The sequence below is a fragment of the Stappia indica genome (genome assembly GCF_001696535.1).
GTDB lineage: Bacteria > Pseudomonadota > Alphaproteobacteria > Rhizobiales > Stappiaceae > Stappia > Stappia indica.
Map to the genome: position 1 here is coordinate 357,577 of NZ_MBQE01000002.1, position 13,740 is coordinate 371,316.

Annotated in this window: 15 protein-coding genes; all 15 read right to left on the reverse strand. The window is 63.7% G+C overall.

Annotated features, from left to right (window positions below; translation table 11 throughout):
* Nucleotides 1-4: 4 nt before the first annotated feature.
* Entirely contained in the window at nucleotides 5-1,960 is a 1,956-nt protein-coding gene (locus BBX35_RS09605) for a conjugal transfer protein TraG (protein WP_067219080.1), read from the reverse strand.
* 24 nt (nucleotides 1,961-1,984) lie between these two features.
* Nucleotides 1,985-3,724: a relaxase/mobilization nuclease domain-containing protein gene (locus BBX35_RS09610; protein ID WP_067219083.1), complete on the reverse strand. Its 1,740-nt coding sequence runs from the start codon at nucleotides 3,722-3,724 to the stop codon at nucleotides 1,985-1,987.
* A 243-nt stretch (nucleotides 3,725-3,967) separates the two neighbouring features.
* A complete protein-coding gene (locus tag BBX35_RS09615; protein ID WP_067219084.1) occupies nucleotides 3,968-4,738 on the reverse strand; it encodes a lytic transglycosylase domain-containing protein in 771 nt (256 codons plus the stop codon).
* On the reverse strand, nucleotides 4,739-5,074 hold the full coding sequence (locus BBX35_RS09620; protein ID WP_067219087.1) for a DUF736 domain-containing protein: 336 nt from the start codon (nucleotides 5,072-5,074) through the stop codon (nucleotides 4,739-4,741).
* Nucleotides 5,075-5,122: 48 nt separating this feature from the next.
* Nucleotides 5,123-5,668, reverse strand: a complete 546-nt coding sequence (locus BBX35_RS09625; RefSeq protein ID WP_067219090.1) for a S26 family signal peptidase — start codon at nucleotides 5,666-5,668, stop codon at nucleotides 5,123-5,125.
* Entirely contained in the window at nucleotides 5,665-6,186 is a 522-nt protein-coding gene (locus BBX35_RS09630) for a DUF2840 domain-containing protein (RefSeq protein WP_067219091.1), read from the reverse strand. Before BBX35_RS09630 ends, BBX35_RS09625 begins: the two co-directional genes overlap by 4 nt.
* Complete coding sequence (locus BBX35_RS09635; protein WP_067219094.1) at nucleotides 6,183-6,437, reverse strand: hypothetical protein; 255 nt, start codon at nucleotides 6,435-6,437, stop codon at nucleotides 6,183-6,185. Before BBX35_RS09635 ends, BBX35_RS09630 begins: the two co-directional genes overlap by 4 nt.
* The gene (gene parA, locus BBX35_RS09640; RefSeq protein ID WP_067219097.1) at nucleotides 6,434-7,087 is read right to left on the reverse strand and encodes a ParA family partition ATPase; all 654 of its coding nucleotides are present in this window, start codon (nucleotides 7,085-7,087) and stop codon (nucleotides 6,434-6,436) included. The genes BBX35_RS09635 and parA overlap by 4 nt, the downstream gene beginning before the upstream one ends.
* Entirely contained in the window at nucleotides 7,084-8,265 is a 1,182-nt protein-coding gene (locus BBX35_RS09645) for a replication initiator protein A (protein ID WP_067219100.1), read from the reverse strand. Before BBX35_RS09645 ends, parA begins: the two co-directional genes overlap by 4 nt.
* Nucleotides 8,266-8,283: 18 nt before the next feature.
* A complete protein-coding gene (locus tag BBX35_RS09650; protein WP_067219103.1) occupies nucleotides 8,284-8,565 on the reverse strand; it encodes a helix-turn-helix transcriptional regulator in 282 nt (93 codons plus the stop codon).
* 288 nt (nucleotides 8,566-8,853) lie between these two features.
* On the reverse strand, nucleotides 8,854-9,255 hold the full coding sequence (locus BBX35_RS09655; RefSeq protein ID WP_067219106.1) for a single-stranded DNA-binding protein: 402 nt from the start codon (nucleotides 9,253-9,255) through the stop codon (nucleotides 8,854-8,856).
* 856 nt (nucleotides 9,256-10,111) lie between these two features.
* A complete protein-coding gene (locus tag BBX35_RS23405) occupies nucleotides 10,112-11,416 on the reverse strand; it encodes a hypothetical protein (protein ID WP_141687844.1) in 1,305 nt (434 codons plus the stop codon).
* A 49-nt stretch (nucleotides 11,417-11,465) separates the two neighbouring features.
* Nucleotides 11,466-11,939 (reverse strand): hypothetical protein, encoded by a 474-nt coding sequence (locus tag BBX35_RS09660; RefSeq protein WP_067219109.1) that lies wholly within the window; start codon nucleotides 11,937-11,939, stop codon nucleotides 11,466-11,468.
* Nucleotides 11,921-12,370, reverse strand: coding sequence for a hypothetical protein (locus BBX35_RS09665; RefSeq protein ID WP_067219112.1), 450 nt, complete (start codon nucleotides 12,368-12,370; stop codon nucleotides 11,921-11,923). The genes BBX35_RS09660 and BBX35_RS09665 overlap by 19 nt, the downstream gene beginning before the upstream one ends.
* A 164-nt stretch (nucleotides 12,371-12,534) precedes the next feature.
* Nucleotides 12,535-13,461 carry a DUF2493 domain-containing protein gene (locus BBX35_RS09670; protein WP_067219115.1) on the reverse strand — a complete coding sequence of 309 codons (927 nt, stop codon included), beginning with the start codon at nucleotides 13,459-13,461 and terminating at the stop codon, nucleotides 12,535-12,537.
* Nucleotides 13,462-13,740 lie beyond the last annotated feature (279 nt).

Sequence of the window (13,740 nt, forward strand, 5' to 3'; positions counted from 1 at the left end):
ACGCCTACAACTCCATGCCGTCATTGGGGTCGAGCGAAACCTGCCGGGCGACACCCTGCACGAGCCGGGTCAGGCGCTGGTTACGTGTTGCGTCCTCGTCAATATCGTCGGGCGGTTCGATCTCGAACTCGTTGTCGATCGGCTGCTTTTTCTCGAGAGGTTTCACGCGGCTGAGTTCGGGCTGCTGCCGGCGTTCGGATTCGGTCGGATCTTCATCCTGCATTGCGGACGCCGGGATCGGCAAGCTGCTCCAGTCGTCTGGATGGGTAAGCTCGGACCGGGTCAGCTCGGGCGGCGGCAGAACGCGCTCCGTGAAGCGGTCGTCCTCGTAGTAGCGAGCCTTCTTCGCCCGGATCGGCGGCGTGCCAGCGACCATGACAATCTCGTCGGTTGGCGGAAGCTGCATGATCTCGCCCGGCGTCAGCAACTGGCGGGCCGTCTCGGAGCGCGACACCATCAGGTGGCCAAGCCAGGGCGAGAGCCGATGCCCGGCATAGTTCTTCATCGCCCGCATTTCCGTTGCGGTGCCGAGCGCGTCGCTGACCCTTTTCGCGGTCCTCTCGTCGTTGGTGGCGAAACTGACGCGCACATGGCAGTTGTCGAGGATCGAGTTGTTCGGACCATAGGCTTTCTCGATCTGGTTCAGCGACTGTGCGATGAGGAAGCTCTTGAGCCCGTAGCCGGCCATGAAGGCGAGAGCGCTCTCGAAGAAGTCGAGGCGCCCCAGGGCCGGAAACTCGTCCAGCATGAGCAGCAACCGGTGCCTGCCGGTCTTCGCCTGCAAGTCCTCGGTCAGGCGGCGGCCGACCTGATTGAGGATCAGGCGGATCAGTGGTTTTGTCCGGTTGATGTCGGAGGGCGGGATCACGAGGTAGAGCGTCGTCGGCCGCTCGCCTCCCACGATGTCGGTGATGCGCCAGTCGCAGTGCCGCGTGACCTCTGCCACGACCGGATCGCGGTAAAGGCCCAGGAACGACATGGCGGTGGAGAGCACGCCCGAACGCTCGTTGTCGGATTTGTTGAGCAACTCCCGCGCGGCGCTGGCGATAACAGGATGCGGACCGGCTTTCCTCAGATGTGCGGTCTTCATCATGGCGGCCAGCGTCGACTCGATCGGTCGCTTCGGATCGGAGAGGAACGCGGCGACGCCGGCGAGCGTCTTGTCCTTCTCGGCGTAGAGGACGTGCAGGATCGCACCGACCAGCAGGGCATGGCTGGTCTTCTCCCAGTGGTTCCGCTTTTCCAGAGACCCCTCCGGATCGACCAGGATGTCGGCGATGTTCTGGACGTCTCGGACTTCCCATTCGCCGCGGCGGACCTCGAGCAGCGGGTTGTAGGCCGATGACTTAGGGTTCGTCGGGTCGAACAGCAGCACGCGTCCGTGGTGCGAACGGAAGCCGGCGGTAAGCTGCCAGTTTTCGCCCTTGATGTCGTGAACGATGGCAGAGCCCGGCCAGGTCAGAAGCGAGGGTACGACGAGGCCGACGCCCTTGCCTGACCGCGTGGGCGCGAAACACAGCACATGCTCCGGCCCGTCATGGCGAAGATACTCATGGGCGTAGCGGCCGAGCACCACGCCATCGGGATCAAGCAGCCCTGCCGCCTTGACCTCGGCTTTTTCCGCCCACCGCGCCGAGCCATAGGTGGCGACGTTCTTCGCCTCCCGCGCGCGCCAGACAGACATGCCGATCGCGACGGCGATGGCGATGAATCCGCCGGATGCGGCAATGATCCCGCCGGTGGCGAAGATCCCCGGCGCGTAGGCGTCGTAGAAGTACCACCACCACATGATGGCCGGCGGATAGTAGACCGGCATTCCGAACAGCCGGAACCACGGCTCACCGAGCTGCGCCTGAAACGCGAGGCTCCACGCGACATATTGGGTCGCGCCCCATGTGGTCGAGAGAATGATGAGGAAGACGACAACGATCTGTCCCCAAAGGATTTTGGTCGCGGACATGGCGATGATCCTTTCTGGTCGAGGTTAGAGGCCGAGCCCGCGCTTGCGGCCGAAGTCCCAATCGACGCCGCCATCGTCGCGAGCGACGCCGGAGACGTGGCGGCCGATCTGCTTTTCGAGAGAGGGCGACCACGGCACGAGCTGGAAGCCGAGGCCGTTATCGATCATCGCGAAGCGGCCGGAGGCGAGCGTGAAGCGCTGGCGATAGGACCCGGCGACATACTCGCCGCTGCCAGCGCGGTTGAACGGCATCCCGGTTTCGGCGGAGAGCTTCTCGCCGAGGGCATCCAGTTCCCGTCTGCGAAGCGTATCGATCAGCCGACGTGCGAAGGCGGTGCGTCCGCCCTGACGCTCGGCGAGACCCTCCTCGACCAGATGGCCGGCTCGTTGTTCGAGGGCATGGCGCACCTCGGCGCCGAAGCCGCCTTCGGAGAGCGCCACGGGATCGCGGGCGATGGCTTGCCGGTCGAGCCAGGTCGCGCCCGGCGCGGAGACCTGCTGCTGAAGATCGAGATCGGAGCGAACGGCGAGCGCGACGCGGCGTTCACCGCGCGCGTCCTCATAGGTGCGAAGTTCGACGATCGAACCGGGCGAGCTATCGCCGGCGGCGTCGAGATGCGGAAACTTGATGTGGTGGGTGCGGCCATCCACGCCGTCGACCACAGCATAGGCCGTGCCCTTCAGTTCATCGTCGAGGCCGCGCTCGACCAGACGCCCGATGACAGGAACGTCGAGGCTCTCCGCCGCGAGCACATAGCTGGCCGAGCCGCGTTCGATGCCGCGTTCGGTCAGAGCACGGTGCATGCGCTTGATGATGTCGCCGCGCTCGCCGAGCTGCCGCAGGACGGTTTCGGCCTCGTCGTTGATGAACCACTGCGCCGGGCCGACCTGACCGGCGACGCCGAGGACTTCCAGAGTGCGCAGCCGCCCAACCTTGAGCGCATGGAACTCGTCCGGCTGGCGGTTGGCGAGCGGGGCGAGATCAATGATGCCTGATTTGCCGGCGTCGCGGACAAGCTGTCGGTCGAGTTGCGTCCAGCGCTCCGCCTTGATCTGGCTTTCGAGCGAGCGCCGAATATCAAGGTCGGTGCGGGGCCCCAGCTCCTGGGTAATGAGATCGCGCACCCGGTCACGCATCCCTTCCTTGATGTAGTCGCGGGAGATCACGAGATCCTGCCCGTCATCGCGGACGCCGCGCACGATAAGATGGACATGCGGATGTGCCGTGTTCCAGTGATCGACCGCCACCCAGTCGAGGCGCGTTCCGAGATCCTTCTCCATCTGCACGACGAGATCGCGGGTGAAGGATCGGAGATCGGACATGTCGGTGGCATCGTCTGGCGAGACGATAAACCGGAAATGATGCCGGTCATCACCGCTGCGCTCAGCGAACGCGCGATCTTCCGCATCCTCCGTCCCCGGTCCGAACAGCCGCGCTTTTTCCCCGTCGCGAGTCACGCCGTCGCGGCGCAGATAGTCGAGATGCGTTCCGAGCGGCGCTGATCGCGCGGAATGGCGAACCACGCGCGCCTTCACGACCGCGCCGCGCGTGCGGGATGTGATGAGGCGATTGGCCTGAATACTTGCGCGCTGGCCGCGTCCGAAGCGGGATCGGTTGCCGGAGACGACGCGGCCGGATCGCGAGACGCCGCCGCCTGCCTTCTTCGCGGCAGCCAGCGCCTGCGCGATGAACGGCCGGGCCTGCTGTGCCCGGGTCGAACGGATGCGCCCTGGACGGATGCGGAACTCGCGGTCATCGGACATGGCGACGCCCCGCACGGTGCAAGACAGTAAGGAAATTCAGGAGGATGGGCGCGAGGCGCACGGTGCGCGCCAGCGCCGCACGGTGCGGAACGCGCCAGAAACATGAACAAAAACAACCGCCCGACTGAAGCGCACCGTGCGCCCTTTTATCCTGCCATCCTTCGGTCGTGACGCCTGCCGCCACTCCCCACACCATCCATGACACGCTGGGGTACGACAGGATGCGAATGCACGGGGATGCCTTCATTGCCGGCTCCCGCTGCCGTCGCCGGCGAGAAAAATGGAAGCAGCCTCCATTCCGACGGCGTCAATGCCGTTCGCCGGAACGGGAGAGCGGCGGTCACCCAATGCACCGCCGTCTGCACGGAGATTGGCGGTATGGCTGTCGCCCGAGCGCACGACGAAGAGCGGTGCGTCGCGCCAATCGGTCTGCCGTGGTGGTGTCGTCGCAGGGTGCGGCGACCGTGATCCAACACCGAGCTGAGGAGCGAGAAGAGCGACATAGGCGCGTGTTTCGGCGGGAAGCGGATGGCCGGTCGAGCGATGCTCGTCGTAACGCGCCGGACCCGCATTGTAGGCGGCGAGCATCGCGGCGACGTCGCCGTAGCGCTCCCAAATTTCCCGCAGATACGCGGTGCCGGCGAGGATGTTGTTGCGCGGCTCGTAGGGATCGCGACCGAGATCGTAGCGGGTGCGAAGTTCGGCCCAGGTATCCGGCATCACCTGCATCAAGCCCATCGCGCCCACCGACGACACGGCGTGCACATCGCCCGCGCTTTCGGCCTGTATGACGGCGACGATCCATGCTTCCGGAATGCCGAAACGCTGCGACGCCTCGGTGATGTGCACCGCATGCGGATCGACAGACGCGGCGCCCACCGGCGGCGCGGCTTGCGCCATGACTGGAGGCGTTGCGGCTGCGATCAAGGCCAGGCCGGAAAGGAAAAAAAAGAGCGCTGAGCGCCGGATGGTGGATGACCGTCCGACGCCGGCAGGGTTGTGGGGCGCTACCATTCAGTCCTCCTTGCGCTGTTTCGCAGGGGGGTTGGTGTGCAGACCCCAGACGGTGCTATCGCCGCCCGAGCGAAAGAGATTGACGCGGAGCGGTCGCGCGAAGAGTGGGCTTTCGATCTCGATGGAGACGTATTCGCCGGCGCGGTCGCCGACATGCGTCCAGCCTGCTCCAATGTCGAAGCCCTCTTCGTCGCCGAGCAGAACGCGATAATCGGGAGCGTTCCCGGATTTCGAAGGTTCGGCTGGAACGAGGGTAAGTTCAGCGTCAAGGCCGAGCGCCTTCAGGTGCCCCTCGAAAGCGCGTTCGGTGCGGGTGAATTGGCCGATCTGTGCCATGGTTGTGGTCTCCGTGGGTTTCGCGGTGAGTACGGGATGGACGCGCCGTCACCGCGTCGGCGCGCGCCAGAAGAAGCGGCCGTCGCCCTCTTCGTCGGTGTAGAGAGGTGTGGCCCGGCCGATGACCACCGAAGCGGGAAGCGGGCCGAAGTAGCGCCCGTCGAGGCTGTCGCGGGCTTCCGGGTTCATGAGGAAGACTTCGCTGTTCGCAACGCGTCGGCAGCCCTGCCAGCTCGGTAGATCGCGGCCACGGCTGTCGTGGTCGAGTGCCTCGCCGAGCAGCACGCCGTCCACGGTGACGGCGCGACTGTGGCGGCACACGCGCTGTCCGGGCAGCGCCATGGCGCGCTTGAGGAGGGGTACATCAGGCCCGACATAACCGCGCTCGACCATGAAGGCGGCGAGCGGCTCGGGCGGCATGACCACGACCAGATCGGTGACCTCGAGCCGTTCGGCGGGCGCGATGCCGTAGAAGCCGATCGGCAAGCTGGCGGAAGCGTTCCAGACCAGCTTGAGCGGCATTGAAACGAAAGCTGAAACGGTCACGCCGATCACGGCGGCCGTCGTCACCATGGCGTAGCGAAGGCGGGTCATCCTTCGATCTCCCGCCGCCGAAGCCACGCGCGATGGCGCTCCATCGAATAAGGGTGCGGCGCTTCGCCGATGCTCATCCGATGGGCGACATGGCGCCAGTGATCGGGCGCCACGTCACACGGGTCGATGCGGGCGGCCTCGATTGCATCGATGTGCCGCAGCACGTCTTCGACCTTCGGCCAGCTTTCAATCTTCAGCAGGATTTCGCCACCGGGGCGCACGAAGGGTAGCGTCTGATAGGCGCTGCCCGGTGCGACCGCCCGCACGATGTCGATGCGCGAGATGACGGTGCCGAAGTCGTTTGCCGCCCAGCGGACGAACGCGAAGACGGTGTTCGGCAGGAACGAGACGATGCGCCTGTGGCCATCGAGGATCTGTTGCTGCGTCTCGCGCCCGAACCTGATCCAGTATCCGATTTTCTTCTCGATCCACGTCAATTCGACATAAGTCAGGTCGTCCCGGGATTGCACGGCCGGCGCCAGGCCGCCGCGCATGCGGTGGGCCGCGATGCCGGTCATGGAATGTCTCCTTCCGCGGGTGGGAATTCGCGCGCGAGCAGATCGCGCAGCATGTCGGCGACGGTCACACCGCGCCGGAAGGCGGCGATCTTGATGCGGCCGCGCAACTCCGGTGTGATGTCGATGGTCAGCCGGGCGGTGCAGGCAGCGGACACGCCCCTGCCGCCCGGCGGTGTATCGCCGTCCTTGATCCAGCCTTCTGGGTCAACCGGCCGGGACGCGAAACCTCGGCGGGTCAGTCGCTCGCTCATGGCACGATCCTCCCGACACCGAGCCGCGAAATCTCGGTCACCAGCGCTGTGATCTCGCGGGCGGCGGGACTGTCGCCAGCGATCTCCGAGGCGAGCCGCCCGGTCTGCGCCGCGTCGGCGAATACGACGCGCTGGCCGATGGTGGCGGCGAGCACCGGCGGATCGTGATCGGCCAGCGTCTCGGCCGTCTCGCGGGCAATGACGGTGCGTGCGGCGCAACGATTGAGGACGAAACGGGCGGCAAGTTGGGGTCGGTAGATGCGGGCCTCCGCGAGGAGGGAGAGCATTTCCGCCGAGGCCCATCCGTCGAGCGGAGACGGTTGCACAGGGATCAGGACGAGATCAGCGGCGAGAAGTGCGGAGCGCATGAGGCCGGCGACGCGCGGTGGTCCGTCGATCACAATCATGTCGGCGTTACGGGCAAGTTCGGGCGCTTCCCGGTGGAGCGTATCGCGCGCAAGTCCGACGACGCCGAAGGCGCGTGGGAGGCCCTCGCGCGAGCGCTGCTGCGACCAGTCGAGCGCCGAACCTTGCGGGTCGGCGTCGATCAGGGTGACGCGCCTTCCCCGCCGGACGAATTCGCCGGCAACGTGTAGCGCAAGCGTCGTCTTGCCGACGCCTCCCTTTTGATTGAGGAGGGCGACGATCATCGGCGTCCTCCCGGCGGATCGAGAGGAAGTTGGGACGCATCGCGATCTGCGGACGCCTCAGAACCGTCCTTATGGAAAGTCGTAGCGGGATCAGGCTTCGGCTCCTGTCGTGGGGAGCTCTTCCTGGCGGCGATGCTGAGGCTTCTGGCGGTGTCGCGGATGAGGTTTTCCACATCGCGCGCGCGCTCTTCAAGGTTAGAATCTTTGTTAGACTCTAAGTTAAGGGCACGATTCCGCTTTTGATTTCCAAGCGTTACAGCCTGTTTGGGTTCCTGATAGCACGAGCCGCGGGTTCCCGATAGCACGTGAGTGCGGGTTCCCGATAGCACGAGGCCGTCCACTGTTTTTCCACAAGGCGTGGCCGGCTCGAATGCGAGCAGGATGCGGCCGCCGATCTCCGCCTCCAGGAAGAGGGTGTAGCCGGGCAGTGGCTGGCGCCGGATGATGTCGCGCAGTTCGAATGCGAAGCGCTTATACGGCGACAGGCTGCCGGATTTCTGGTGGAGATGGCGGAAATCGAACCGCCAGCCATCGCGCTGGCGTCCGCCATGCTTCCGCACCAGTCGGTAGAGCCAACGATCAAGTCCGCCGGTCAGATCGAAATACGCGCGGTCAATGGTGAGCACGAGCGCGTCGTCAAGGACAGCCTGGTAGAACCAGTCCGGCACGATCAGCTCGATGCCATCGGGACGGCCGTTTCGGTCAGTGCGTTCCTGCCACTCGTTGATCCACGAGAAGCGATGGCGACGGCCTTCGGCCGGCTGGCGGATCGAGGTGGAAACGGTGGTCGATTGGAGCCTGTCGAGCGCGGCCTTCAGTCGCCGATAGTCGCGCGAGCCGGTGCCTCGCCCGACATAAGTGAGGATTTCGTATGGGGTGGCAGCCATGAGCCGAGAGGTGCGAAGCCCCGCATCGCGAGCTTCGATGATCTGGCTTGCGGCCCAGATCAGGATATCGGCGTCCCAGATGGTCGCCATGCCGTGATCGGGGACAGCCTCGACCCGGATCGTCACGTTGCCGGCAGCGAAGTCGATCGGTGCGACGCGATGGGTCTTGGAGAGGGAAAAGAAGGGATATGCCATGAGATCCTGCGCGTCTCGTGGCGCGAAGTCGCCTGGGAGCGCCCGGAACAGGTCGAGCTGCCCGCGCTCCGAAAGGGATCGACGCCGCACCGTCATGAACGGAACCGCCCGCGATCAGCGTGCGTACCGGCCGGGTTGCGACACGACAGGCAGCGCCTGGCGCTTCGCCGGCAACACCTGCCCACGCGGATCGGAGGTCGAGGTGACGGCGCCGCGGGCGGCCCAGGCTTCGAGATCGTCAACTGCGTAGACGACACGGCCCCCGAGCTTGCGGTAGCTCGGGCCGGTCCCGTAGGTCCGATGCTTTTCGAGCGTCCGGGCGGACAGGCTGAGGAATTCGGCGGCTTCCTTGGTGCGCAGAAAGCGCGGCGGCAGAACGGCGAGATCGGATCGCATGGGTCGGCCTTTCGTGGTCTTCGTTAGGGCCGTCGGAGATCGGCGGCGGACGAAGGCCAAAATGGCGAAGCGAAACCGGCGACTTGGAGGGCGAATTTGGAGGGCATAGAAATCGCCCCCCCCCCCCCGCGCGGGCGAACCTATGCGTTCTGGCAGGAAACCCTAGCCGGTTCACGCGAGGGCTTTGTCCTCGGTGACGCTCAAGCAATGCGTCTCACGGTGATAGCTATCTGTCGTGAACATGGGAGAACCCGGCGGCTCGCGCCGCCGGGGCCTTCGGCATCCCGCTCAGAACGGGATGTCATCGTCGTCGATGACCTTGCCATCGTCGTTTTCGGTCTGCTTCGCCCGGCTCAGGAAGTCGACCGTCTCGGCGATGATCTCGCAGCCGTAGCGGTCGTTGCCCTGCTGGTCGGTCCACTTCGTGTAGTGGATGCGGCCGCGAACCAGAACCTTCATGCCCTTCTCGCAATACTGCTGGATCGTCTTGCCGAGGCCGTTGAAGGCGGTGATGCGGTGCCATTCGGTGTCCTGGACCCGATAGCCGTTCTCGTCCCGGACAACCTTGCCTTCCGAGTAGCGGGGGCGCGAGGTGGCGAGCGTGAAGTGGCTGATGCTGGTGCCGCCCTGGGTGGTGCGGGTTTCAGGGGCCTGACCGATATTGCCGGCGAGAATGACGATATTCTGCATTTCAAGTCTCCGTTGCTCCTCGGAGGGACCATCCCTCCGACGAGACCCGAAAAAAGGACGTCTGGAGGCTCCCGCACTGACGCCAACGGCGGCAGCTTGACCCCCAAGGCCCGGAGTGGTGCGGGCAGGCGCGTTTGCGCGCCAACACGGTCCGGAGCCGCGGGGGTTGCCGGAGAAACAGAACGGACTTAGGGGATCAGTCAGTCGGAGGGATTGGTGCCTTTGAAAGCACGAAACGGGGACGCGCAGCAGAATACCTCGTCCTTGCCGACAACATTGATCTGACAGGCTCCAAAACCCACACCGCCCGAAGTGTGTGCCCGCAAGACCCCCTTCAGCTGCCACCTGCGGCGTCCGGACAGGCAGGCCGGAAACAGGAGAATACGGCTATCGGGCTCCACGCGAATGGTATCGCTGCCGCTTCGATGGCTGAAGGCGCGGTTCAGCAGTATTGCAAGAGGGGCAAATGAAGAGGCTCGCGGCGTGCTTCCACTACACGAAGTGGCCGACACAGCGGGCGTTGGGCGCATGCGGCCTGCGTGATTCATGCCTGATGACTGATTTCCCAAGGCGGATGAGGCGGACCGAACACGCCGGCAAACACAGCGATGCCGTGACTGCCTCTTCTTCGTGGGTGCCGAAGGGCCGGCGGCGGAAGCCGCCGTCGTTAAACTCACAAGTGAAGTGGCGCGCAGAAGAAAACTGGAATGAGACGAGCAGCGCGTCCTCAATCGCAAACCGTCAAGGTCGCGAGAGGGTGGAACTTTGTCGCTCGTCCGATCCGTCACAACGAACAGGATGCATCAGAACCTGACATACAATTGATGATCTTCCCGATGGAGACGGCAACATTGAGCTAGACTGCAGCGCCTCCCCCTTTTCCCTTACGTCCGGCCGCCCACAGCTTATCCAAATAGAGCCCGCGATCGGCTACCTTAGGGGCGGCCTGTACAAGGGCGACTGTTGCACGACGCGCAAGACGGCGCGCATGAAGTCGATCTTTCCCAGGTATCGCTTCCATTGCTCGGCCATGTACGAATTCGCTTCTGGTGTTGAATAGCCGTCGATAGTCGTTCCCGGCGTCGTCATCGAGTAGGGCTGACAGGCGAGCCACCAACCTTGCGGTTGGTCCTTTGCCGTGGTCGGTATGCAGGCCCAAGGCCGAGTCTATAACAGTTATGTTGGCAAGGAATTCGTCGATCTCACTGCTTCGGTACGCCTTCAGCAGAAAATGAAGGACCGGGCTCGAAAATAACGGCGATACCTTTGCTCTCGTGAACTCAAACCAGGCCTTGTCGTTGACCCATGTAGGCAACTCCGGCGTAACTTGTTCTTCCAGATTCCATCGTACCGGTCGCTCTCCAAGGTCCACTTCTTCGCCGTAGTGGTCGTAAACAATGTCGGGCTGCCACGACAAGGTATCGGCCGATGGCGGATTCGCAGGTCGGTTAAAGAGGTCATCATCAATCGTGTAAATCCATGGGATGCGAAAGCAGCGCCATTCAACGTCGGCACTTTCCGCCCATTCCTCCCAAGGGGCCAGCATCAGGAAGGCCAACGCTGATTCGACAGCTTCAGGATAGGTCCTTCTATGAGGATCGATCGCACCGAAGTCTGCAGGCCAGTACTGATAGAAAAATGGAATTGCCCGGGCGCCGACGCGTTCATCGAGCGCGACGGTTTCTCTCACTACCAGCCATGTGAATTCCGAAAAGTTGGCGGCGTCGAAACTCCGCTTTGAAAAAGTGCGTTTCAGCCTCGGCTGGTCAACAAGCTCCTCGAGCTCTGTCACCGACAGTTTGCGGATGAGGTTCGGACCAAAGGTTAATTCGGGAAGGTCATCCGCGCAGTCGAGCGGACAAAGATGAACGCGACTTGCATGAGTTTTCCTGAACGCAGCATCCAAGTTCGCCGCCGCTGCCTCGACCGACAATGCAAGTTCTTCATTTCCTGGTCGTAAACCGCAGGGCATCCCCAAGGCGGTTAGGCCGTAACTCAGCGCGAATCCTAACCCCGTCTTCTTGCCCGCTTTGGGGTAAAGCTTTTCACAGGTCTCACGCAGGCGAACGAACGTTGGCGTAGACGACAATTTGTGAGGTCCAGGTGGGCGCAACCGCCAGAGCGGTGTGAGGGCTTCCACCAGTTCCCGGGGTGGGGACATGAGCTATCTCGCTACATTCCGGAAATCTGGCTTCGGCCGCTCTGCCGATTTAGAGAATCCATTGAAGCTGCGCCTTTGGTCTCGGCTGTGTGTCCCAGGGGTCGGAGCCATAGTCCTGCGTCACAAAAGTATGCAATGCCCGTAGGGCGGTCAAAACAGCGCTCGCCATAATGCGGCAATCTTCCAGGTCATAGACTTTGATTCCGTGCACGAGGTCATTTCGCATTTTTTTGGCGTTAGGGATTGGTTGCCAGTTTTGATCGAGGATCTCCGGAAGGCTGCGATGCTGCCGCTCGAAAACCGGCCACTTTTCCTTGAGGTTGTCAAATCCATCGCGACCCAGAATCGTATCCGCCTGATCTCTCGTAAATCCGCGCGCCACAATGGCTCTTCGAAGACTTCGCTTGATCAGCTTTTCAAGTGTGAACATGGACGTCACCAGCGCTTCGGCATGATGCCCATTTCCCAATAAACTCTCGATGCGTTCGAGAGCCTGATCGAAGCCTATTCTGACCGGATACATAGTTCCCCCTTCTTCTTCTCCTGGAGGGCGGACACTCCAAGAGCGCTGAGATTGATCATGGCCGCGATGCCGATGAAGAACCCGCCAGTGCCGCAGAGCAGGTTGAGCGCAACGCCCGAGTCGATGGCATTCTTCGCGACTCCATGAACGAGCGCATAGCCGGCAATCGCGGCAGGCATGGCGAAGATTGCGAGAGCGATGAGACGCAGAATCGGGCTCTTCGCAAAGCCGAGGACGGCGATCACCAGCCCGATGGAAAGAAGCGCCGTGCCGATCGCGGCAAGCCCCGACATCATGACGCCGGCGCCAGCGCCGTAAACAAATTGGGCAGCCGAAAGGCCAACTGTGAAGGGCAAGGCGTAGATCGCGAGATTGTAGGCGATGATGCAAAGCGCGACCGACAGGGAGAGAGCGAGCAGGATCAGCGTCATGGAAGCCTCCACATGAATGGTTGAGGATCACGACAGGCTGCCGGAAGATACGCTCCGCCTGCGACTATGCTGCTTGGCCGGTTCTGCAAGGATGCTTCATCAAAGCCATCAACTTGTTGCGTAGTCAAGTATTGGCGGCTGAAGCAGCCGCCCGAAGGGGCGCTTTACGCGCCGCCGTCGAACTTCATGACCGGGATACCGAGCTTGCGGGCCTTGTCGGCGAGGTTTTCCTGGATCCCGGTTCCGGGGAAGACGAGGACGCCGATCGGCAGGACGTCCAGCATGGCGTCGTTGCGCTTGAAGGGCGCGGCCTTGCCGTGCTTCGTCCAGTCGGGCTTGAAGGCGACCTGCGGAACCGTGCGATTGTCCGCCCATTTCGCGGCGATCAATTCGGCGCCCTTCGGCGAACCGCCGTGCAGCAGCACCATGTCCGGGTGCTTGGCATGAACCTGATCGAGCTTCGCCCAGATCAGGCGATGATCGTTGTAGTCGAGACCGCCGGTCAGGGCGACCCTGGGGCCAGAGGGCAGCATCACCTCGGTCTCGGCGTGGCGCTTCGCGGCCAGGAAATCGCGGCTGTCGATCATCGCGGAGGTGAGGTGGCGATGGTTGACGCGTGATCCGGCCCGTGGCGACCAGGGTGATCCGGTGGCGCGCAGGTAGCGGTCGGCGGCGCTCTCGCGGAAGATTTCCAGGCTGTCGCGCCGTTCGATGAGCGATTGCCCGAGCTCGATCAGGCGTTCGAGCTGCACCGATTTGACCTCGGAGCCGTCCTGTTCGCGCTGGAGGCGCTTCTGCGCCTGCTCGTTGTCGTCGAGCTTCCTTTCGACCCGATCGACGGCACGGTGAAAGCCGTTAACGGTCGACCAGAGCAGTTCGTCGAGGTCGTAGTCGAGGCAGGTGTCGGCCATGGTGGCGATGAGCGCGTCGAAGATGTCGGCGACGGCGCCTTCGATGATGCGATCCTCCGGGGCGGGTCGCGGATCGGGCTCGCCCTCGGCGGGACGCCAGCCATGAAGCTGAAGCTCGGTAAGGACGTGGTCGGTCGGGGATGCGCTGTGGTGCGGTTCGAACTCGTCATGCTCGCTCATGGGATGCTCCGTCGGTAGGACCGCGACCCTCGCGGCCTTCATGGCGACGAAGCACACGGGCGGGTCGGGCCTGCACCCGGAGCGAAAGCGGGGGCCGAAGCGACAGCGGAGGATGGCGGAGGCCGGCTATTTTGCCTCGCGATGGAAGGCGCGTAGCGCCGCCGGAAAATAGCCGGTCTTCGCTATTGCCGGCCCGGCCCGTTTGTGGGCCGATCGCCCTCTCGAAGGCCGAGGCGCGGTCCCCGTCCGGCGGCTGGCGCTTCCGGGCCGGCATGGCAC